This window comes from Lelliottia nimipressuralis, from assembly GCF_041464075.1.
GTDB classification, from domain to species: domain Bacteria; phylum Pseudomonadota; class Gammaproteobacteria; order Enterobacterales; family Enterobacteriaceae; genus Enterobacter; species Enterobacter nimipressuralis.
Genome location: NZ_CP167172.1, coordinates 957,542 through 979,143, shown reverse-complemented (window position 1 = coordinate 979,143; position 21,602 = coordinate 957,542). Strand labels below are relative to the sequence as shown.

Annotated in this window: 22 protein-coding genes; 10 read left to right on the top strand and 12 right to left on the bottom strand. The window is 47.9% G+C overall.

All coding sequences use genetic code 11. The features are described from left to right. The first annotated feature begins 148 nt into the window (after window positions 1–148). Window positions 149–1,258, top strand: coding sequence for an AI-2E family transporter (locus ACB496_RS04565; RefSeq protein ID WP_100777491.1), 1,110 nt, complete (start codon window positions 149–151; stop codon window positions 1,256–1,258). 121 nt (window positions 1,259–1,379) lie between these two features. Then, window positions 1,380–3,164 (top strand): diguanylate cyclase, encoded by a 1,785-nt coding sequence (locus tag ACB496_RS04560; protein WP_371974570.1) that lies wholly within the window; start codon window positions 1,380–1,382, stop codon window positions 3,162–3,164. A 3-nt stretch (window positions 3,165–3,167) separates the two neighbouring features. On the opposite strand, the gene ACB496_RS04555 is transcribed toward ACB496_RS04560, so the two are convergent. From ACB496_RS04555 to ACB496_RS04540, 4 genes are all read right to left on the bottom strand, one after another. Then, window positions 3,168–3,773: a class I SAM-dependent methyltransferase gene (locus ACB496_RS04555; RefSeq protein ID WP_371974569.1), complete on the bottom strand. Its 606-nt coding sequence runs from the start codon at window positions 3,771–3,773 to the stop codon at window positions 3,168–3,170. Window positions 3,774–3,884: 111 nt separating this feature from the next. Continuing rightward, the gene (locus ACB496_RS04550) at window positions 3,885–5,438 is read right to left on the bottom strand and encodes a peptide MFS transporter (protein WP_107704186.1); all 1,554 of its coding nucleotides are present in this window, start codon (window positions 5,436–5,438) and stop codon (window positions 3,885–3,887) included. Between the two features lie 477 nt (window positions 5,439–5,915). Further along, window positions 5,916–7,889: a putative bifunctional diguanylate cyclase/phosphodiesterase gene (locus ACB496_RS04545; RefSeq protein WP_371974568.1), complete on the bottom strand. Its 1,974-nt coding sequence runs from the start codon at window positions 7,887–7,889 to the stop codon at window positions 5,916–5,918. Window positions 7,890–7,906: 17 nt separating this feature from the next. Next, window positions 7,907–8,401 (bottom strand): molybdopterin-dependent oxidoreductase, encoded by a 495-nt coding sequence (locus ACB496_RS04540; protein WP_371974567.1) that lies wholly within the window; start codon window positions 8,399–8,401, stop codon window positions 7,907–7,909. Between the two features lie 744 nt (window positions 8,402–9,145). On the opposite strand from ACB496_RS04540, the gene catA reads away from it, so the two are divergent. After that, window positions 9,146–9,823 (top strand): type A chloramphenicol O-acetyltransferase, encoded by a 678-nt coding sequence (catA, locus tag ACB496_RS04535; RefSeq protein ID WP_371974566.1) that lies wholly within the window; start codon window positions 9,146–9,148, stop codon window positions 9,821–9,823. Window positions 9,824–9,944: 121 nt separating this feature from the next. Here catA and ACB496_RS04530 read toward each other — a convergent pair whose 3' ends face one another. Further along, window positions 9,945–10,562 carry a LysE family translocator gene (locus tag ACB496_RS04530; RefSeq protein WP_371974565.1) on the bottom strand — a complete coding sequence of 206 codons (618 nt, stop codon included), beginning with the start codon at window positions 10,560–10,562 and terminating at the stop codon, window positions 9,945–9,947. A gap of 618 nt (window positions 10,563–11,180) precedes the next feature. Between ACB496_RS04530 and ACB496_RS04525 the strand changes: the two genes are divergently transcribed. Both ACB496_RS04525 and ACB496_RS04520 read left to right on the top strand, forming a co-directional pair. Further along, window positions 11,181–11,639, top strand: coding sequence for a VOC family protein (locus tag ACB496_RS04525; protein WP_371974564.1), 459 nt, complete (start codon window positions 11,181–11,183; stop codon window positions 11,637–11,639). Between the two features lie 213 nt (window positions 11,640–11,852). Beyond that, entirely contained in the window at window positions 11,853–12,014 is a 162-nt protein-coding gene (locus ACB496_RS04520; protein ID WP_158238457.1) for a hypothetical protein, read from the top strand. Between the two features lie 465 nt (window positions 12,015–12,479). Here the strand turns inward: ACB496_RS04520 and ACB496_RS04515 are convergent, their stop codons facing one another. Continuing rightward, a complete protein-coding gene (locus ACB496_RS04515; RefSeq protein ID WP_100777501.1) occupies window positions 12,480–13,100 on the bottom strand; it encodes a LysE family translocator in 621 nt (206 codons plus the stop codon). 388 nt (window positions 13,101–13,488) lie between these two features. On the opposite strand from ACB496_RS04515, the gene ACB496_RS04510 reads away from it, so the two are divergent. Then, window positions 13,489–13,803, top strand: coding sequence for a hypothetical protein (locus tag ACB496_RS04510; RefSeq protein ID WP_371974563.1), 315 nt, complete (start codon window positions 13,489–13,491; stop codon window positions 13,801–13,803). Window positions 13,804–13,871: 68 nt separating this feature from the next. Here ACB496_RS04510 and ACB496_RS04505 read toward each other — a convergent pair whose 3' ends face one another. Continuing rightward, window positions 13,872–14,033, bottom strand: coding sequence for a hypothetical protein (locus ACB496_RS04505; RefSeq protein WP_371974562.1), 162 nt, complete (start codon window positions 14,031–14,033; stop codon window positions 13,872–13,874). Window positions 14,034–14,465: 432 nt separating this feature from the next. Between ACB496_RS04505 and ACB496_RS04500 the strand changes: the two genes are divergently transcribed. From ACB496_RS04500 to ACB496_RS04485, 4 genes are all read left to right on the top strand, one after another. After that, complete coding sequence (locus ACB496_RS04500) at window positions 14,466–15,317, top strand: aldo/keto reductase (RefSeq protein ID WP_371974561.1); 852 nt, start codon at window positions 14,466–14,468, stop codon at window positions 15,315–15,317. Window positions 15,318–15,900: 583 nt separating this feature from the next. Beyond that, complete coding sequence (locus tag ACB496_RS04495) at window positions 15,901–16,428, top strand: MltR family transcriptional regulator (RefSeq protein WP_371974560.1); 528 nt, start codon at window positions 15,901–15,903, stop codon at window positions 16,426–16,428. A gap of 157 nt (window positions 16,429–16,585) precedes the next feature. After that, window positions 16,586–17,527: a hypothetical protein gene (locus ACB496_RS04490; RefSeq protein ID WP_371974559.1), complete on the top strand. Its 942-nt coding sequence runs from the start codon at window positions 16,586–16,588 to the stop codon at window positions 17,525–17,527. An 82-nt stretch (window positions 17,528–17,609) separates the two neighbouring features. Then, the gene (locus ACB496_RS04485; RefSeq protein WP_371974558.1) at window positions 17,610–18,584 is read left to right on the top strand and encodes a bacteriophage abortive infection AbiH family protein; all 975 of its coding nucleotides are present in this window, start codon (window positions 17,610–17,612) and stop codon (window positions 18,582–18,584) included. Between the two features lie 508 nt (window positions 18,585–19,092). On the opposite strand, the gene ACB496_RS04480 is transcribed toward ACB496_RS04485, so the two are convergent. The 5 genes from ACB496_RS04480 to radC all read right to left on the bottom strand — a co-directional run bounded on the left by ACB496_RS04480 (window position 19,093) and on the right by radC (window position 21,596). Then, complete coding sequence (locus ACB496_RS04480) at window positions 19,093–19,584, bottom strand: DNA-binding protein (protein ID WP_371974557.1); 492 nt, start codon at window positions 19,582–19,584, stop codon at window positions 19,093–19,095. 480 nt (window positions 19,585–20,064) lie between these two features. Continuing rightward, the gene (locus ACB496_RS04475; RefSeq protein ID WP_371974556.1) at window positions 20,065–20,433 is read right to left on the bottom strand and encodes a TA system toxin CbtA family protein; all 369 of its coding nucleotides are present in this window, start codon (window positions 20,431–20,433) and stop codon (window positions 20,065–20,067) included. Window positions 20,434–20,453: 20 nt separating this feature from the next. Continuing rightward, window positions 20,454–20,810 (bottom strand): type IV toxin-antitoxin system YeeU family antitoxin, encoded by a 357-nt coding sequence (locus ACB496_RS04470; protein WP_371974555.1) that lies wholly within the window; start codon window positions 20,808–20,810, stop codon window positions 20,454–20,456. Window positions 20,811–20,835: 25 nt separating this feature from the next. Then, window positions 20,836–21,057 (bottom strand): DUF987 domain-containing protein, encoded by a 222-nt coding sequence (locus ACB496_RS04465; protein ID WP_371974554.1) that lies wholly within the window; start codon window positions 21,055–21,057, stop codon window positions 20,836–20,838. Beyond that, complete coding sequence (gene radC, locus ACB496_RS04460) at window positions 21,054–21,596, bottom strand: RadC family protein (protein WP_371974553.1); 543 nt, start codon at window positions 21,594–21,596, stop codon at window positions 21,054–21,056. Before radC ends, ACB496_RS04465 begins: the two co-directional genes overlap by 4 nt. Window positions 21,597–21,602: the final 6 nt, after the last annotated feature.

The following is a 21,602-nucleotide window of genomic DNA, read 5'->3' as shown; positions in this document are numbered from 1 at the left end:
CTCATCAAACGCGTGATGCGCAGGCGGTTTGCCGGGCGCACGGCGCTTTCCTGACCGGCGGGTATTAAGGTGATCTCCGTAACAAAATTGGTAATTCCCTCAAAGGGTTCTATAGTCGACTCTGTTTCTTAGCCACCAGGACTCGCTAATGCGCTTTAACGGACTGACTAAAGGTTTTTTCATTCTTATTCTCGCCATTGTTTCAGTGGCGTTCTTCGATATCCTCGCACCCTACTTTTCCGCCGTGTTATGGGCGTCAATCCTGGCGGTCATTTTCCATCCGGTGAAAAACAAACTGCGCGGATGGGTGGGTGAACGTAACGGCGTGGCGTCGCTGCTGACGCTGCTGGTGATCTGCCTGATCGTCTTTACGCCGCTGATCGTGATCCTGTCGTCGCTGGCCATCGAGCTGAACGTGGTTTACACCAAGCTCCAGCACACCAATCCGCAGTTCCCGGAGGTGGTAGCGAGCCTGTTTTCACACCTGCCGGACTGGGCGCGGAACTTCCTCGTCGAACACAACCTGGATAACGCCAGCCAGATCCAGCAAAAGCTGTCGGATGTGGCGCTGAAAGGCGGTCAATATCTGGCGGGCAGCGCCTTCTTAATCGGCAAAGGGACGTTTGGCTTTGCGATTAGCTTTGGTGTGATGATCTATCTGCTGTTTTTCCTGCTCAAAGACGGGCCTTATCTGGTGCGCCAGATCCTCGATTCGCTGCCGCTGTCCGATTTTGTTAAACAGCATCTGTTCGCCAAATTCGCCGCCGTCTCGCGTGCCACCGTTAAAGGCACCGCCGTGGTCGCCGTGGTTCAGGGGATTCTGGGCGGGATCGCCTTTTACATTGCCGGTATCGACGGCAGCGTCCTGTGGGGCGCGCTGATGGCCTTCCTCTCCCTCATCCCAGCTGTCGGCTCGGCCATTATCTGGGTGCCCGCCGCCATCTTCCTGTTCGCCACGCAGCAGCTGTGGCAGGGGTTCTTTATCGTCGGCTTCTTCGTGATTATCGTCGGACTGGTGGATAACATCCTGCGTCCGCTGCTGGTCGGGAAAGACACCAAAATGCCGGACTATTTAATCCTGATCTCCACCCTGGGCGGGATGGAGATTTACGGCATCAACGGATTTGTCATCGGGCCGCTGGTCGCCGCGCTGTTTATCGCCTGCTGGAATTTGCTCTCCGGGCGCGACCACGCGGGGAACGTCGACGAAATCGACGAGGCGTTCATCGAAGAAGGGAAAAACCCTCCCGATTTGTGAAAACGTGACGATAAATAACAGACTGGCGGCCACGGGCCGCCATTTTTTTGTCACGCCAAATCAGGCGTTTCCTATAATTTCAAGAACGCTATCCCACTAACGGCTGAAAAGGATCCAACAGGTGCGAATTGCCACCATAACCAACTGGGCCTACGGCGTCACGGTGTGTCTGACTCTCGCTTCCGGCGTGGTCATGCTGCTGGCCTCAAATGCCGATAACGCCGAGCGACAGGCCGTTGAACAGCGCCAGATATTTGATCAGTTGACCGAAGAGGTCGAAACGGATGCCTGGGCGCTGTCGGATTTGGCACGCCTGTATGTCATCAATAAAGATCCCGATGCCCTGAAGGACTATCAGCAAAAAGATCAGTCCCGTAAGCCCATTGAGCACCGGCTCTCCCGACTCAAAGATAACGGCGCGACCGGCGAAGAGCTGGCGCTGCTGCATGAAGGGTTACAGGTGGTCGATGAGTTGCAGGATGAGCAGCAGGCGGCGCTCGCCAGCATGGCGCGCGGCGACGAGAGGCAGGCCGTGATTCTGCTCTACAGTAAGCCCTACGAGCAGGAGCTGGAGCGGGTGCAGAATCAGATCGACCAATTCCGCCTGATGCTGGATCGCCGCGCCCACAACGCCGTGGAAGAGGCGACAAAAAAGTCCCGCATTCTGCGCACCCTGTCAGAAGTGATGGTCGGCCTGACCGCCCTGCTCTTTTTGTTCGTGATGGGCTTTATTTTGAAGCGCCGCGTGCTGCGCCCGGTGGTGCGTCTGAGCGATGTCGTGCATCGCCTCGCGTCGCAGGATTACGCGGTGGAGACGCCTAACTTTAGCCAGATCGATGAGATCGGCGATATGGCCCAGGCGATCCGCATTTTCCGCGAAAACGGCCTGGTGCGGCAGCAGCTGGAAAAAGAGCGCGACGCCGACTGGGCAATTCGTGAACTGCTGGCGCGTATGACGCAGCGGCTGCAGGGCTGTGAGAATTTCACCGACGTGATTAACGTCGCCCAGCTGTTTGCGCCGAATATCGCGCCGGGCATTAGCGGGCAGCTGTATATCCTCGATCGCGATCCGTGGCAGATGCGCTGTGTCGCCCAGTGGCTGACGCCTGAGGAGAAACATCCCCCCTTCCATCCCGATGATTGCTGGGCCGTGCGTCGCGGCCAGAGCCATCCGCCGGTCAACGGTGAGCCGGATATCGCCTGCTATCATCTGCCGGAATCGGCGGCGGATCGGTCGCTTTGCGTGCCGCTGATCGCTCAGGGCGAGGCCATCGGTTTGCTCTCGTTCCAGAATATCACTCCGGAAACCGCCCCGTCCCGCGCCTATCTTGAGCTGATGGCCGAAGCGCTCGGGCTGGCGCTCGCCAACCAGCGTCTGCGCGACGCCCTGCTGGAAAAAGCGCTCTACGATCCCTTAACCGGCCTGCGTAATCGCCATCACCTCGAAGATAAAATGCAGACGCTGATGAGCCAGGCGATGCGCAACAATGAGCCGCTAAGCTGCCTGATGATCGACATCGATCACTTCAAAAGTATTAACGATCGCTTTGGTCACGAGGCAGGCGATCAGGTGATTAAAAGCGTGGCGGCGATTGTGCAGCGTGCGGTGCATGACAACGGCATCGCCTTCCGCTACGGCGGCGAAGAGTTTCTGGCGCTGCTGACGGACACGTGCGAAGAAGGTGCTCACGCCTGCGCCACGGAGATTTACGAAGGCGTGCGCGCCCTGGCACTGCGCTACGGTCTGGCGGAGATTGGCCCGGTCGATGTGTCGATCGGCATCGCCAGCTATCCGCAGCACACTCAGAGCGACAACCTGCTGCGTGCGGCAGACGTTGCGCTGTATCGCGCCAAAGAGCTGGGGAGATCGCGGATTGTGAGCTTTGGAATGCTGGAGGCGGGGTGAGCCTCACCGGGCCTGGCACAGCCAGACCGAGTGCCCGCCGCACGCCGGATCCTCAAACATCACCTCAACCACCGCAAAACCGTTATCCGCCAGCCGTTGCCGGTATTCGTCGGGCGACAGGCTGGCGTGATACAGCGGCTCCCCTTCAAATTCCCCCATGGCGATCCCGTTGTCCGTACCGCTGGTGAACATCAGCACGCTGCCAGGGCGGCTGTGGCGGGCAAAAATGGGGAACATCTGGCGCTGATCGTCAGGCGAGAGGTGGAAAAAACTGTCCCAGGCGAGCAGCCCGTCGAAGGTCTCATTGAGCGCCATCTGGCGCATATCCAGATGCAGCCAGCGCTGATACGGAAACGCCTGTCGCGCCCGCGCCAGCATGCCGGGCGCGCCATCAACGCCCGTCAGCCGATAACCCTGGCGGATAAAATGTTCCGCTATCGGCACCCCGTTGCCGCAGCCGATATCCAGAATCGTCCCCTTGCCGCCGATCAGCCGGGTAAACTTATCGAGCCAGCCTTTTTCCATCAGATGACGCGAGCGTAACCGCACAAATGCATCGGCATGGGTGTCGTAGATAGTCAGGATATGTTTGGCAGCGGCATCAGACATCGTGAGTCTCGTATGCAGAAGTTTCTGGAACGTTTATACCTTACCCGGCGGGCTGGAAACAAAAAAACCGGCGCAGATGCGCCGGTTTGTTGGGACTCAATTCATCGCTTATCAGGCGTTGGTCACCGGTTTTGACTCTGTTTTGGTCTGCGCGTTTTCCAGCATCCGACGCACCGGCACAATCAGCACCGCCAGTACCGCAGCACAAATCAGCAATGCGATGGAGCAGCGCGCGAAGAGATCCGGCAGCATATCCAGCTGATCGGCTTTCACGTGACCACCGATCAGGCCCGCCGCGAGGTTACCCAGGGCGCTGGCGCAGAACCACAGGCCCATCATCTGCCCGCGCATTCTTTCCGGAGCCAGCAGGGTCATGGTCGCCAGACCAATCGGGCTAAGGCACAGTTCGCCGAGGGTCAGCATCAGAATACTGCCCACCAGCCACATCGGAGAGACACCCGCGCCGCCGTTGCTGAGGACGTTCTGCGCCGCCAGCATCATCAGGCCAAAGCCCGCCGCTGCGCACAGAATACCGATAACAAACTTGGTCATGCTGCTTGGACGCACACCTTTTTGCGCCATCATCGGCCAGGCCCAGCTAAAGACCGGTGCCAGCAGGATGATAAACAGGGCGTTGATCGACTGGAACCACACGGCAGGGATTTCAAAATCGCCGATCATGCGGTTGGTGTAGTCGTTCGCAAACAGGTTGAATGAGGTCGGTTTCTGCTCAAACGCCGACCAGAAGAAGGCCGCAGAAACCAGCAGGATGAAACACACCAGCAGGCGCGCACGCTCTTTGCGGTTCAGACCGGCAAAGACAAACAGCCAGATAAAGTAGAGCGCGACCGAGATAGCAATCACGTACACCAGCATGCTGGCGACCGCAACCGGGTTGATCACAATGATGCCCTGAGCAATCAGCGTGACGATCACCGCCACCCCCACCGCCAGTGCCAGCAGCCAGGCGCCGACGCCGTTTTTCTTTGACACCGGGCTGTTCCAGGTGGAGTCCAGACCGACTTCGCTGTCGTAGCGTTTCATCGAAGGAACGGCAAACAGGCGGAAGATCACCAGCGCTACCAGCATCCCGATACCGCCGATACCGAAGCCCCAGTGCCAGCCGTGGGTTTTAATCAACCAGCCGGAGATCAGCGGCGCGATAAATGAACCCATATTGATGCCCATGTAGAACAGCGAGAAACCGCCGTCACGACGCGCATCGCCTTTCTTGTAGAGCGTCCCGACCATCACAGAGATACAGGTTTTGAACAAACCGGAACCGAGGACGATAAACATCAGGCCGATAAAGAACAGGTTGTTGCCCATGAAAGCCGAGAGCGCGATGGAGAGATGGCCGAGCGCAATCAGAATCGAACCGTACCAGACGGCGCGCTGCTGCCCGAGCCAGTTATCCGCAAGCCAGCCACCCGGCAGCGCGGCCAGATACATGCTGCCTGCGAAGATCCCGACAATCGCCGACGCATTTTCGCGCGCCAGCCCCATCCCACCGTCATAGACGGTCGCGGCCATAAACAGGATCAGTAACGGACGAATGCCGTAGAACGAGAAGCGCTCCCACATTTCCGTAAAGAAGAGCGAGCCAAGCGGGTAAGGATGGCCGAAGAAAGTTCGGCTTTCTTTTTGATTAACAGTGGATTGCATAGTTCTCCCGAAGAGGTGTGTCGTGTTGCACGTCAACGCTGGATTGTTTGCTGGCCTTTCAGGTCCAGGGCCACTTCTTTACATCCAGCGAAATATTATTTAACCATTTGATAACCGGACGATGGTTTTGTCTAGTGCCCGGAGGGGGACTTTAAGATGAAAATTCGACAGATGTCTAGTTTTGTAGACTTTTTGTTTGATGGAAAGGGGGAAAGATTGACATCGTTGCAGAAGATGCGGCCTGATTTGTGCCCCAAAATAAGCCGGAATAACAGTGCATTGCCCCACTGATTTAGTCAGTCAATTCCTTAAGGAAAACGATCTGCATGAGTGCATCAGAAAGAGGAAGCATTGAGCCCTCATTATTGAGGGCTCAATACAAACATCCGTTGTATAAAGTGAACTGGCCTCAGCGGAAAACGGTTGAACGCGACTGGCCGCTTAGCGCGAGGAACGGTCGCGCGCAATGGGGATTATTCAGCCATGCGGGGCCTTTAACAGGGTAGAAGGATCGTTTGAGAATTCACCGTTTTTGATTTCTCCGGCGATAAACGGCAGAGGTTTACTGAACAGATAGCCTTGTGCGAAATCGCAGCCCAGCGCCTGAAGACTTTCCAGCTGTTCCTGGGTTTCAACCCCCTCGGCAATCGTTTTCATACTGAGAGATTTCGCCATGCCGGTGATGAGTTTAATGATATTAAGGGCGTCTCCCTGTGTGGATATCGAATTCACAAAGGATTTGTCTATTTTGATTTTATCAAAGGCAAGTCGGCTCAGGCGGGAAAGAGAGGAGTAGCCCGTACCAAAATCGTCGATGGAAATTTTCACGCCCAGGGCTCTGAGCTTATTAAGCGTATTCAGCGGCGTATTGTTGTCAGTAAAGAGAGAGGACTCCGTCACTTCCAGCTCAAGACGGTCAGCCGCAAGCCCTGTTTCTTTCAGGATAGACATCACTATTCCTGCAAAGGTTTTGCTGCTGAGCTGGACAGGAGAAACGTTTACTGAAATTTTCACCGGAACAGCCCAGGAAGCCGCTTCCCGACAGGCCATTTCAAGCACCGATTTGCCCATCTCGCTAATCATTCCGGTTTTTTCAGCAACAGGAATAAAGGTATCTGGCGATAAAAGACCTTTAAGCGGATGCATCCAGCGAATAAGGGCTTCATAGCTGTAAATTTCCCGACTGTACGAATCAACAATCGGTTGATAATAAACCACGAATTCTTTATTCACTAACGCCAGCGCCATGTCATGCTCAAGCGTTCTGCTTTCCAGCAGCTTATCTAACATGCGCTGTCGGAAGACTTTAATCTTACCAGCGCCTTCATTTTTTGCTTCATAAAGGGCCAGGTCAGCAAATTTATAGAGATAGTCGGAACGGCGCTCAGTTTCTGAGTTAACAATGCCCACACAGGTGGTTATATTTATAACCGCGCTATAAATTGTGTAGGGTTGGTTAATACAATCGCATATCTTTTGCGCCATCGAAACAGCCTGGCTTTCTGCCAGATCGCTTGTGAGAAAGGCAAACTCATCGCCCCCTAAGCGATAAAGCATATCTGACGGAAGCCCCATCGAAATAAGTCGCTGAGCGATCAGACGCAATAACATATCACCGGCATCATGACCATAGGTGTCATTGACCTCTTTGAATCGGTCTAAATCAAACAACATCACGGTCACAGAGCTTTTATTAGCGTCTGCAAGCTTGATGTTTTTGTTTAAATTATCCCAGAAAAACAGTCTGTTACTCAGCTCTGTGAGCGGGTCATGATAGACGTCATACTCCAGCTTGGTATTCTGGATTTGCAGTTTTTCTTTAGATTCCTGAAGCTCTCCAGCAAGGCTCTTAACCTGAATATGCGCTTTGAGAATATTTCTGTTTTGATAAAAAATCAGCACACCCAGTATCGCACTCAGAATTATCAACAACACAGAAATCGCTGAATAAATAGAGTACAGCGTTTGAATTTTGCTGTTGGCGTTGTTAATCAGATTCAGATCTTTGTTCAACGCACCGGATGAAAGGCGGCTCAATGGTCCATCAAGCGAATACATTACCCTTAGATATTTCTGGAGTTCTGGACGGGTCATTGTCTCAAGATGTGTATCCAGATAATTAAGGGTATTGTCGAGTTTTACAGCAAGTTCATGAAGTGATTCATTGCTATTTATATACTGCCCTAAATCTCCCTGCTTTAATAAATCACTCTGGCTGAGCATAATGTCGAGGTGTAGGCGCACATCGTCGAGTGTCATCGACTCATCAATAGTGTAAAGACTGAGCCATGATTCGAACCGATAATACTCCGAGACCAGCTGTCCAGCAGACCATGAACTGGCGTAGTGCGTCAGTTTCTGCAATTCCTGCTGTCTTTCGTGCACAAGAAAAGAGATATATCCTGTAGATATAAAAAGAGAGAATATTATGGCAGCCAGTATTCTGTTCATGTTGTTCTTCTGAAATCCTACTCAATGCTCATTTTGCTGACCTGCCATGCTGACCTTGAATAAAACACCTGATTATTCAGCTCGGGTTCGCTGTCATAGGGATAGACGATGAAGAGCGGACCTTTGTCGCGAACACGCATGTATTCGCCATTAATTTTTAAGGCAAGGATCACATTGTATTTTTGGAAGTCACTGAGAGGGATAATGGTAGTGTAGTCATTAAGTGCAGAAACCTTAACGATAGAACCTTTGGCGCCTACGTAATCCATAAGTTTTTTCAGCGGAATACCCGTAAAGGTTGTGCGCCCATTATACCAGGGAGAGGCAGTCTGGAAACTGACCATACCCAGCTTTTCAAGGCTGGCGACATCAAAAACGGCTTTTCCCTCTTCATTTGTATTTTCGATATTACCGGACATGGTTAAAAGGACTTTCCCGGTAGGTTTGGGAAGCTCCCCCGCCATAGCCTGCGACGCAATCACTAAGCTGAACAACATGACAATTAACTTCATTTTATCTACCCATCCGTCAAATATAAAAGAATTATAATTTAGTTATTATGCTATTTATACATGCTGTCTGGAGAATAACAATGCATTAAGAAAATTATAATTTAATCCATAAAATCAATGCATTATGAAATTTTAGTTGTTTAGTGATGATTAATCAAGGTTGATACTGTTATTTTAAGTGCATTAAATCTAACCATGTCTGTACAAACAATAATCTATGTGTTTGGTTAGCGCAAATAAACCCACACAAATCTTAATGCTTTGTGTTTGGTGCAGGCCCAGGGCCGCGTTGTGGTAAAGAGAGAGGGCTTTGATGCAAGCCGAACGTTTGTCAGTTTGTTGGATAAAATTCCACATTATTGAGAAAAAAATGGCTGGCTGACTTCTGACTCGCTAGCAACAAAGCCTTCATCAACGGCAGTTCCGGCACTTTTTGGCTGAACGGCAGGTGCATTCAGATACCTGTCCCCGCAGGGGAAGCGGACACGCCACCTCTCCTGGCACAACGAAGGCTGCTTCCAGGCGGAAATCCTGCGACATTTTTCGGGCGGGAAAGCACGACAAGATTGCGTAACCGGGTTTGATCTTCTGATCATATTTCACCTTTATTTGATCCGGTATAAGGAGGAACGACTGTGGCAAATGCGTTTGTTCTCTAAAGGCTTTAGGGCTCATAATCATCATTCATAGACGAAAAATCTTATGCTAACATCTTATTTATAAATGCGAATCAAAGGTTAAAAGATGAAAAATACAACGCCACATTATACGTCTGTTGATTTATCTCGTTGGGCAAGGAGGGAGCATTTTGAGATATTTCAGACCTTCGCCCAATCGACCTTTAATCAGACTGTTCAATTAGACATTACGGCGTTGCTAAAACATATTAAAGAGGCTGGCTGGAAATTTTATCCGACGATGATTTCCCTCATTTCCAAAATCGTAAATCGGCATCCGGAGTTCCGTATGGCGATGAAGGATAATGAGCTTGTCGTATGGGATGAAGTTCATCCAAACTATACCATTTTCCATAATGAAACAGAGACCTTTTCATCATTATGGAGTCATTACGATGGCAATATTCATCACTTCCAGAAAGTATATTCAGAAGATATGGCTCGGTACAGTAATAATACTGCTTATTGGCCTAAGGAAGAGTCGCGGGAAAATATATTTTTCATATCCGGTATTCCCTGGGTAACTTTTACCAGCTTTAACGTCAATGTGGCTAATATGAAGAACTTTTTTGCCCCTATGTTCACGCTTGGAAAATACTTCGAACAAGATGGAAAAGTCTTGTTGCCTTTCGCCGTTCAGGTGCATCACTCCGTATGCGACGGTTTCCATGTGGCAAGACTGGTCAATGAGTTACAAGAACTCTGTGACGACCTGCAGCACCATTCAGACAACTCAAGTAATTGATGTTAATGATATTTTATCATTCGTCTTTATCCGAGATGGACAGCAGGAATCGCTGCTATTTCTGCTGAAAGCGAGGAGCAGACCTTAATTCCTCGCATCTATTGACTGAAAATCGTCTTACTCACTTTAGAAGCAGGCGTAATCCCAGAAAGGCCATAACACCGCCACTGAGTTTATCTATAAATTTACGGTATTTAATGTAAGCCAGACGCGGCCCGTCAGATGATAATAAGCACGCGACAATCGCATACCACAGCACATCAATAATGAATGCCATTAAAGGCAGGATGATGTACATAGCAGGCTGAATATTTTTGCTGAGGGCTGCGGAAAAGATACTGGCAAAGACCAGCGCAGTATGAGGATTGCTGATTTGCGTCAATACGCCTGTCAAAAAAGCTTTTGAGGCGCTGACCTCATCTATCGCGGTGGAATCAATAACGCGATTTGAAGGGCGAAGAAGAATTTTCAACGCCAGCCATAAAAGATAACATCCGCCGGCAACTTTAAGGGCTGTGTAAAGTGAGGGGACCAAAGTCAGCAAGGTGTGAAGGCCCGCTAACGCTATGACAGCAAATATAAGCGCCCCAAAACCGAGACCTGCCGCAACAGATAACGCCACGCGTCTCGAACTCGACATCGCCGTGCGGGCAACAAGAAGAAAGCTGACGCCCGGGCTCATTGCGCCAAAAAGAATAGCAATACCAATAGCAGAAAGTGCAATCAATTCATTGATCATTCATTTTCCCCATCATGACTCATTATCAGCCCGTTCGCTCATCGCGCGAACCGGACACAGCTGAACCGCTCCCGACCATAACACGATGTCATCTACCTCTGCCCCTGAAACGAAGCGAAAATTAAACAACAAAATATCAGCGCATCACCCTCTCTTGCACCCGAACAGATACTTCGTGTCGCCCTGATAAGGAAAATGATTGCAGGACCGTGACAAATGAAAAATACGATCTAAGATTTTGGGGAAGAAAGCTGATTACATGGAGTTTCTGATGACTATTATTGTGGTGACAGTTCTGTTCTCCCTGCTCATTGTGCTGGGGCTAAAATACATCCTGGTGCAGTTAATGAATGCCTGGTGTGATCCTGATGGTCATTAAGCAGTATTAAACACACTGCCCCGGCGCGAACCCGTAATACCGTCTCATCCGTGGTTCGCGCCGGGAACGCATGCTGACTCACTTCCCCCCAGCTCATCTCCCCTCTCCAGCAATTCTGGCTTGACGCACTGTGCGAACACAATTTTATGGCGTAAATCGACAGCACTTTCCGGCTTGACCTGAAGATAACTTGAGCTTTTAAGATGCTTATCTGGAACTCAGATAGAAGGACTCGGTTTATGAAACAGGTGGACGTTGGATTTACCCACGTGGCGTTTGTCGTCAGGGATTTGGATAAGAGTATTGATTTCTATCACCGCTACGCCGGAATGGAGGTTGTTCACAGACGCGAGCCTGATGTACCAGAGGCACGCAAAGTGGCATGGCTCAGCGATCGAACGCGTCCATTTGCACTGGTCCTCGTACAGGCGGATGTCGTGACTGATACCCCTTTGGGAAGTTTTGGTCATCTTGGCGTCGCTTGCTCAAGCATCGAAGCGATCGACCAAAAAGTGGCGATGGCGCGAGCAGAGGGTGTGCTGCGAAAAGAGCCGATTCAGGCTGGTGATCCCGTGGGATATTTTGTCTTTATCGCTGACCCTGACGGCAATACGTTAGAACTTTCATATGGGCAAAGAGTTGGGCTTGAAGCTTCTGGAACGCACACTGAACCCAAAAGTAACCTGACAGGCCAGTAATTACAGCGCTAAACATCCGGGCTCCCGCATCGTTTAAAGGCAAGATGACCGCTGGCTATCGATGCACCTCTCTTGCCGGTTTAACGAGCAAGGCGCCAGGATGGATGATTGCCTTTAAAATGAAGGATAAACAGGGCGCTCATCAATTTTAGCGCACACGGACAGTTTCTCTTCGCCCGCGTATTGAAACCCAAATGAGTCGCTGGATATTGAGTGGAAAAGCGTATCGCCATTCGCAAAAGGGATGATTTCGGTATCACCAGCGCGTTTATGCCCGGCCCCCGTTTCGAAGTTTCCTTTCCACCTTTCCTGCGTGTGACCGTAGGCGTGAAGAATGACTTCCACCAGACCCCGCTGTGGGCAATTAAGGCGTAAAAAGGTAGAGGAGAAATTTAAGGCGTTTGCAAAGCAGGAGAATGACAGAAGGCAAAACAGTAAAGCTCTTAAAAACATAATACCGATATAGGCTCGTTCAAATTTGAATAACAATTTAGCTTAAGTTGCTAATGTTGACATTGCCCTGGATCAATATCACATAATTTTCAACAAGATAGATTATTTAGCGCGAGTGAATGTCTGTTTGTCCCAGGATTTTACTTATATGCCCTGGTTAATTTTTCCTTTGCTCCAGTAAACATGTTCGCATTAGGCTTTTCCAACCCAACCGCTTAAGGGAAAGGCCACACTTACTGTAATGTATTGAAATGCCCCTGCTGAGCTTTTGTTTGTTCAGATGACGGATGCCGAATAGCAACACCGCGGGAGATTTGTCGCCGATGGGAAGATCGGCCGCAGAAGCGTGCCAACCCTTCGGCAGACTTCCTTTGGTGCCGTTCTTTCCTATCGTTTACTCATCGCCAGTTTGGCGGCAAACAGCAAAAACACCACGCCGGTGGTTCTGTCCATCCACTTCACCACGGCCGGCTTTTTCAGCACGCGAGACGCATAGCCCGTGGCGATAATCAGGGTTAATGACCAGAGCGTGCCTATCAACACATGAATGGAAACCAGCAAAAAGGTCCAGGCAAAGGGCGAATGTCCTGCGGGAATAAACTGGGGAAGGAAGGAGACATAGAAAATGCCCATCTTCGGATTGAGCACGTTACCGAGCATTCCGCGCATAAAGCCGTTACCGCTGCCCGTATTCTCCCCGGCGGTGAGCGTAAATTGCTGACGCGGACGAAGCAGCAGCTGAACCCCCAGCCAGCAAAGATAGGCCGCGCCGCACCATTTCAGCAGCGAGTAGGCCACGTCAGAAACAGCCAGTAACGCTCCCAGACCAAACGCCACCAGCGCGCCCCAGATAAAACAGCCCGTATCAATACCCAGCGCCACGTGCACGGCTTTTTTACTGCCATCTGCCGCGGCGGTTCGCAGGATCAAGGCGGTGTCGAGACCGGGGGTTAGCGTCAAAAGCGTGGCGGCAAGGGTATAGGCCAGAAGGGCATCGGTGACTGACATTATGCTTCTCCGAAAACGAAGATCCTACTGAAAATTTAACAATGCTGCAACACCCCAAAGTTCGGTAGGCACCGTAAGGATCTGTGTCATCCTGATATGACCTGTCAGTCAGTAAGGGACATTACGCATGAGCGGTTATGAGGTTAGAGTCCATCATCATTTCGGCGCCTTAACGTTTATAAGACCCTTTATGAGAGAAAAATTTGTCGCTACCTTTAATGTCCATAATAATTAACAAAGAACTATTAAACACAGTGACTATATTAGCGGTAATTGTATTTCCTGCTGTTACGCTCTTATAATCTTTTTGAAGGGAATTTGGCAGGCAAGAGAAATCGACCTGGTCATTTTGTTTCTTAGGTAATTATATTCTCTGCAAGGATATGCAATGCGCTATACACCCATTTTAATTGTTCCTTTTTTAACTGCCTGTAGTGTCGATTTTATTAAATTTGATAATGACCCTCTGGTGCGAGCGACCTATGCGGCTGATGCGACAAAACATTCAGTTATTGCGGCAGGTGGAAAACCAGACAGTGAGATAAATGTTCCAGAAATCAATGGGACTTGCATTAACTACACGCTAAAGAAAGGTGAAGAGACGATGCCTTTTTATGTGGCGTTCGATAAGAATGGAAAGCGAAAACATTATGGCTATATCTCCTGCCAACAGGCGAGAGCGAAAGGAGTTTTTAGTCAGTAAATTTGCTTAGAATACCATTCCTCTTCTGTCGAAAATACAAGAAGAGGAGTGTCTTAATCATCTTGATATCAATAGCCTGCAGCCCTGTTGGCGTCTTTGATGCGCTGATTTCTTGAATCTTTTTCGTGTTGATCTGTAGCCTGCATTATTCCACTTGCAGCATCAATCCAATCATTTGCGGTACAACCTGACAATACCATACTCAACATTAATGCAAACGCATACTTCATTTTGGCTCCATCACTCATTATTGTATAATTAGCGCCAGTTTACTACTCAATGTATTTGACGCTAATGCGGATAATTTAACAAATTATCACCTCTCGGGCAAGGTGAGGGTTTCGAACCCGTTCATAAATAATTTATAATGATTAGCTTAAAACTTAAGGTGCAAGATAGAAAATAGCGCGGTATGTAAAAAATATTATATTAAAAAAAAGCGAATTATTTCCCTCAGCATATCGAGCCGATATCGCTGATCTCAATGAGCGCCGCTGCTTCTTCAGCATCAATGATGTTGATGGCCTGTGGCTGGAAAAAAGCGGACTACCCTCCCCATTCAATTAATGAATTCATCTAATAAACCCTAGCTAATTATCCCTCTAATAGAATAAATACGTTTGCGTTATGCTTAACCAACACAACAGTTAAAGGATAACGTCATGCAAACAGTAAAACTCAATAACGGTATTGAAATGCCCCTGCTGGGCTTTGGTGTCTTCCAGATGACGGATGCCGACGAGTGCGAAAGAGCCGTTATTGATGCCATCGATACCGGATACCACCTAATCGATACCGCCGCGTCTTACCAGAATGAAACCCAGGTCGGGAACGCACTGAAACAGACCGGCATCGCCCGTAACGAGCTTTTTGTCACGACCAAACTGTGGCTGCAGGATACCCATTACGAAGGTGCTAAAGCCCAGTTCGAGCGCTCCCTGAATCGGCTGCAACTTGATTATGTTGACCTGTACCTGATTCATCAGCCTTACGGCGATGTCCATGGGGCATGGCGTGCTATGGAAGAATTGCAACAGGCAGGCAAAATTCGCGCCATCGGCGTGAGTAACTTCCATCCTGACCGACTGGCCGACCTTATCGCCTTCAACAAAGTGGCCCCGGCAGTAAACCAGATTGAAGTTAACCCCTTCAACCAGCAGCTGCATGCCGTGCCTTGGATGCAAAGCCGTGGTATTCAGCCGGAAGCCTGGGCGCCGTTTGCTGAGGGTAAAAATGGTCTGTTCCAGCATCCTGTGTTAACGGCAATTGGCCAGAAGTACGGCAAAAGCGTGGGTCAGGTTGTGCTGCGTTGGATCTTCCAGCGAGGCATCATTTCACTGGCGAAATCAGTGCGCAAAGAACGCATGGAAGAGAACATCAACATTCTCGATTTTGAACTCAGCTCTGAAGATATGCTGCAAATTGCTGCCCTCGACACCGCAACCAGCGCCTTCTTCTCACATCGCGACCCGGCGATGGTGGAATGGCTGACTGGCCGTAAACTTAATATTTAAATGCTTTTTATGTCAGCGGTATCATTTTTGATATCGCTGATTTCTAGCTTGGGCTTAAAGCTCTCAACGCCAGTCTTTTACTACTTGGGTTACGGGTGTTGTTCGTGGGCGTTAGGAGGCGTGAGGCTGGGTAGATACTTTTTCACCTGCAAACACACATAGAGCCATTAATCCTGTTTTGTTCTACTTATCTGGGATAACGACTTACATATTAACAACGTAGACCTGAACGCAGGAAAAGCCTATGACTACAGATTTGAAGGATATTTTGCTGACGAAGAAATGCCATGAGGTTCGTCCAGCCGCAAAGAGAAGTGGTTACAGAAATTAGATTGAGATTTTGGAGGATGCTTGAGTGGTGCGATAATAGGAACACAAAAAAAACTAACTCATTGATATTTAATTGATTACCATAAGACACACATCATTGATACCCCCAAAGATACCCCCATATATTTTTGTCATCAGTTTTTTGTGCATATTTTGACTCACACCTAACACAATTTCAGTACCTAGTGGTTAAGATAGATGTGCGAGCAGTGCGCCCTGATGCTTAGCTTTCGAGAAAGGAGTTCTAGAATCTGTGAGTGTAAAAACCCAAATTGAACTCGGTCAATTTTTGTCCGAACTAAATAAAGAATCAGATCGTGGATCTGTTCTGATAGCTGCTTCCATTTTCGATGAGTGGTTATCCGAGATCATCCAAGCCCATCTGTTAAATGACAAAGTAGCTAAAGGCCTACTTAATGGTGCGACAGCTCCATTATCATCTTTTGCTGCCAGGACAGGCTTAGCATATGCGTTAGGCCTGATAATGGAACACGAATACAAAGAACTCAACACTTTACGTAGCATTAGAAATGCTTTCGGGCATAGTTGGAATGGTGTTAGTTTCGATACACCCAAAATACAAAACCAAATTGAACAGTTACCCTGGCTTGGCCCCAAGGATGTACCAAACACACCCAAAACAAAATTCATGTTTTTTGTTGCCATACTGCTTGCCGATCTGATGCACCGTAAACAATTGGTCGAAAGGGGGAAGGTGCAACCTAAGGTATGGGGGCATACCGCACGTGGCACAGTAATTGACAAAACCACGAACAGTTAAGCTTGTGCGCTGCTAAGGTAGTGAATACTTAAAATCACGCTCATTTAATAATGCTGACACCAACAAGTATTATTAAACAAAGTATAGGTGATTAACATTTCAATTTGACGTAGAAATAACAACTATTTCCGCTATTGAATTTGTGAGGCAAAATACAATGACAACCTTTTTCAATGTAAATGGTAAAAAAGCCCGAATCAACTCCTTGAAGTACAAAAGTAAAGAGGACCAGATACAAGTAATGCGTGAATGGTTTTATGATAACTATGAAGACCCAGCGGAATCATGTCCTTATGAATCTAGAGAGGGAGGTTATGCTTACATTTATGGAGGTCCATATGACGCTCATGAAGAGTTGCAATCGATGTTTGAAGGATTTATAAAACATTCATACATTGAAGAATTAGCAGAGGAATTGCAGCAGGAATGTTGGGAATGGTCCGGGAATTCCAATAACTCTGACTGGTACGATGAAGATTTATATGATGCTGTTACATCTTCCGAAGAACCATTCCACAAATTTATCGAAAATGTAGAGAGAATAAAATCATTATCGCTGGAAAAATATAAAGACGAGCAAAAAGATCATATTTATAGCATATTGTATATTAATGTAATCACAGTTTTGGAGACTCTTTACGTTGAGTTATTTATTAAGTCCATCGAGAAGGATATATCTTTTATCGTTGATTGCATTGATAAAGGAAAAACAGAGTTCAAAGTAAGTAAAAAGATTGCAGTTATGCCATTCATAGGTGTGACCATTGAAAAAATAAGAGAAGAGTTAATTAAAGAAATAAAGGAGCATTTAATTAGTGCGAGCTGGCATAGTACTAACTCAGTTATAAAACGTTATAAAGCAACATTTGATATTAACGTTCATAGCGACTGGCCTATCGACGTTATAGAGATGGCAACTCAAACGCGAAACCATTTGGTTCATCGCAGTGGTAAAGATAAAGAGGGCAATCCTGTTATAATTACTAAAGAAAACCTTGACAATTTAATGGGAAACGCACTGTCGTTAGGAAGTAAATTATACGAGAGTCTTGAAGAAACAATTAATAAGAAAATTCCAAAAGTAGATATCGAATTTTAAAATGATGAAAATATATCTCATAAGCAATTGAATTATAGATGTTTTCTTTCAAATTCATCTAGCCTAAGGAGGATTATAAAACATGAAGCTTTATGTAACCGGAAATGGATTTGATTTACATCACGGACTTAAAACAAGCTATTTTTCATTCGGCTACTTCCTCAGAAACCATCATACTGAATTGTATGAACTCTTAATCAACTTTCTAAGCTTTACTGATTTACCTAAATATCCTGACCAATTGGATACTAATGAACATCCTCTTTGGAGTGAATTTGAAAAGAGTCTTGCAGGGTTAGATTCCCAATACGTACTTGACTCATTTATAGAATATCTTCCAAATATTTCCGATCCTGACTTCCGCGATAGAGATTGGAATTCATTTGAAATTGAAATGGAGAGAATTCTTGAGCAATTAACAGAAGTTCTTCTCGATAAATTTCGGAATTTTATTTCTCAAGTTGAATATCCATTACTTGCAATGAACAAGAGACTGCAACTATGCGAAAAGTCTTTCCTTATTAACTTTAATTACACAAACACTCTTGAATATTATTACAATATAGACAGCAGCAGAATTCTTTACCTTCACGGCATCGCAACCATTCCCGATATTCCTCTAGTTTTAGGACATGGCATTGATCCTGAAAATTTTATAGAACTTCCTAAGGAACCTCCTTCAGGGGCAAACAATGAAGAGTTGCAACAATGGTTCCAACAGCAAGCTGATAATTATAATATTTCATATGAGAATGGAAAGAATAAATTAAATAACTACTTCAACTACTCATTTAAAAATACAGCAGAAGTAATTTCAGAAAGCATCTGTTTTTTTACGAAACTTAAATATGTAAGTGAGATTGTAATAATCGGACATTCCTTGTCTGATGTTGACATGCCTTATTTTTCAGCCATTAAAGAATATGTTCACCCTGACTGTAAGTGGACGGCTACATACTATCTCAAAAAAGAGAAAGAACATCATTGGCATAAACTTAAAAATTTGGGAATAGAACACCCTATAATTGTAGAAATGAACAGCTTACTTATCAAGTAAGCTCAATAAATAATCTTGCTCTTTAAAAAATCTACCGTCATTAATATTATCCTTTCTCATTGAGGCAACTGTAACTTAGAGCGCGTTCTGCCAAAAATCCCCACTGGCGCTGCCGGTGGGTGACAACTTTTGACAACTCAATCTGAACACCAGCTTCCGGGCAAACCAGAACAGTGATCTGAAAGAGGCTCAAGGATGGTTGCAAAAGGGGAGTGCTTAACACCTCCACTTCACGAGTTCGTGTACCTGAAGTTTTCTGAAGCGGTAGCGATGGTCACTTTTCCCCTAGTTTTCCCTAGTAAGGCATAACAAACCATAACAGGCTGACACCTGCCCTGCTTCGCATCAGGATTAACAAAAGCTAACAACCAAGGCTCAACAATTCTCAACGCCAGCCCTTTACACTTCTGCTGTAGCTGCTGTTCGTAGGCGTCAGGATCCGTTAGGTTGGGTTGACACTTTTCCCAGTTTCTCGCGAAAAAGTGTCAAGTTTGAGGGGCTGGGGGGTTTACAGTTTTTCGCCGTCCAGCAGGCAGAGTGACATTAAACCAGTTTTGTTCCAGTCATCCAGCGTATCGGGGGGCATTGTGGCAACGTAAGCCAGCTCAGAACGAAGAAACCGTAAAGCGCCTGCTGCACGGTCTTTGCCATAGAAGCTGTGGGTTTCTTCATCCGGCCGGAAGAGAATCAGCAATTGTTCATCGGGCTCGTGCTGAACATCAAAACCCAGCTCAGCGGCTGCTGCCTCTATACGCTGGCCAGCATCAATATCAGCCGGCAGCGCTTCCTCGCCGTCATGCTTCCATACCCATGCGGCGGCCTGCGCCCACGTCATTTCAGTCTGGTGTTCGCCAGCACCAGCAGAATTTTGTTTAGCCTGCGATGCTTCGACATCCACTTTATCGCCTGAAATTACAATTTCACCGCGGGCTATCCAGCCGTAAACAGTTTGCCGGCTGACACCCATATGCCTGGCGTAGGCTGATTTACTTAACAGCATCCTGTGTTTCCCTCCGGGCAGAAAAAAGCCGCCCTCAGGCGGCCTGCTTCTCTTCTGAATGTGTCTGCCGCTGGCTGCCTTTGAGCATCGCGCTGACATGTTCGCTTAGCTGATCACGACCGGTCATAAATGGCTGTACTTCTGTTGGATCGTCGCGAGCAACAAATACCCCATAAGTCCCCCCAAACAAACGTAGATTTCAGGGAAATAATTAAAGGGCCGGTAAAGCGGAGATCATAAGGGCGTTCAGCGAACTTGAGTAGACTTTGAGAGATGCTTGAATGGTGCGATAATAGGAACATAACATAATCCACATAACCATTGATAAATATATATATTTTCTTGTTTCATCTTTATGAGTGCCCCCTTTTGTGCCCCCACCTTGTTTTTCATGCGACTCGATGAGCCTTTCATCGAGTCGCTAATCTCACCAATTACTTCACAGTCCGTGCAAATCTTCTCAGCTCTTTAAGCCGCCTCTCACTGACGCGATCGGCTAAGAACAATATTACTTACTTCCCGATAAGAATAATTGTTCATTAATCCGCATGCTTTCCTGACATGAAGGATATCTGTCACGGTCAGATATGGCGCTTGTTCCTGTGAGGAAAATCCACTGCGATCGATACGGACTAACTCATACTTCTCCACCAGAAAGTTAACGGCATTAGCCAGAGTGATACCGGCATCGATATGCTCCTTTATAACGGTTTCATCAATAAAAGGTGTGTCGCTTAGCATCAGACCATAGTGCTGTTCAAGCAGACGAGTAAGTAACATTAGCCAGATAGCCACAGGCATCAGGCATGACTTCGCCGCCCGCATATTTGTTGCAGGTAGAAATTTCATTTTTTCTCTCGTGAACGTAATTAACGTTGAGTGGGATAAACGGCTATGTATACGTAGCCACAACTACCAAGCGTATCGGCTTCGCAGGTGAGCCCGTTGTGGAAAAGCGTGACGCAGTGCGGATGGCGAGGGTTAAGCGCCCCACTGGTCAGCATCAGCTCAAGTTGCTTCATCATTAACGGAAATGCCTGATCGAGGCGCATTGCAACATCGTCGGTGAACGCCCCGCTAAACCCTGCACGGTCAGCCAGATAGTGCAGACGGTTGCCCTGCTGAACCAGACGTGCGCCAAAACACGGTGTTATATCGCGCTTCAGTCCCCACTGCTGGATGGCGGAATTCTCCGGCCTGGTGCCGGATTCCGAATGATTGTTCATTATTGTTCCTGATTAAAGGGAAGGATTAATTGAGAGTGACACTTCGAAGAATGGCATAGGGACCATTGCGGTCCTGACGACGTTCAGCAAACACGGCCAGAACGCCACGTATGTCCTGAACTTCCCGGCCAGCATAATGGCAGATACTGCCTGACCATTTATATTTGCCGATACAGAAGCGAAACAGCCGGAAGCCAGGATGCTGACGGTACAAGGCCATTGCCTGGCGTTTACTGATTATTTTCATATCCACCCTCGCTCCGCAAACGACACAATGCCGTCCTGGCCGACAACCAGGTGATCGAGTGTTTTCACATCAACCAGTCCCAGCACTTCCTTCAGTTTGTCAGTCATCTGGCGATCGGCTTTGCTGGGCTCCGGATCGCCGGAGGGATGGTTATGCGCCAGTACTACCGCTGCAGCATTGAAGCGAAGCGCCGACTTCACAACCTCACGGGAATGAACCTGCACATGGTTAACTGAACCGGCAAATAGCGTTTCGCTCTCCATTAAACGGTGTTGGTTATCGAGGTAGAGCACCATAAACACTTCCCGCTCCTGTCCGGCCAGCTGTAACCGAAGCCAGTCACGGGCAGCAGTGCTTGAGGTAAAGGCTATACCGGGCTGACGCAGATATTTATCCAGCAGGTTGATAGCCCGACGAATGGTCCGTTGGGCGTAGGGTGTCAGTCCGGAAGTAGTAGGGAATAAACAGCAATGCTGAGCCATGACCGACACCGGAAAGAGCTCAGGCTGCGATAACAGTGAGGGTATTGCGGTATTCATGTTCGG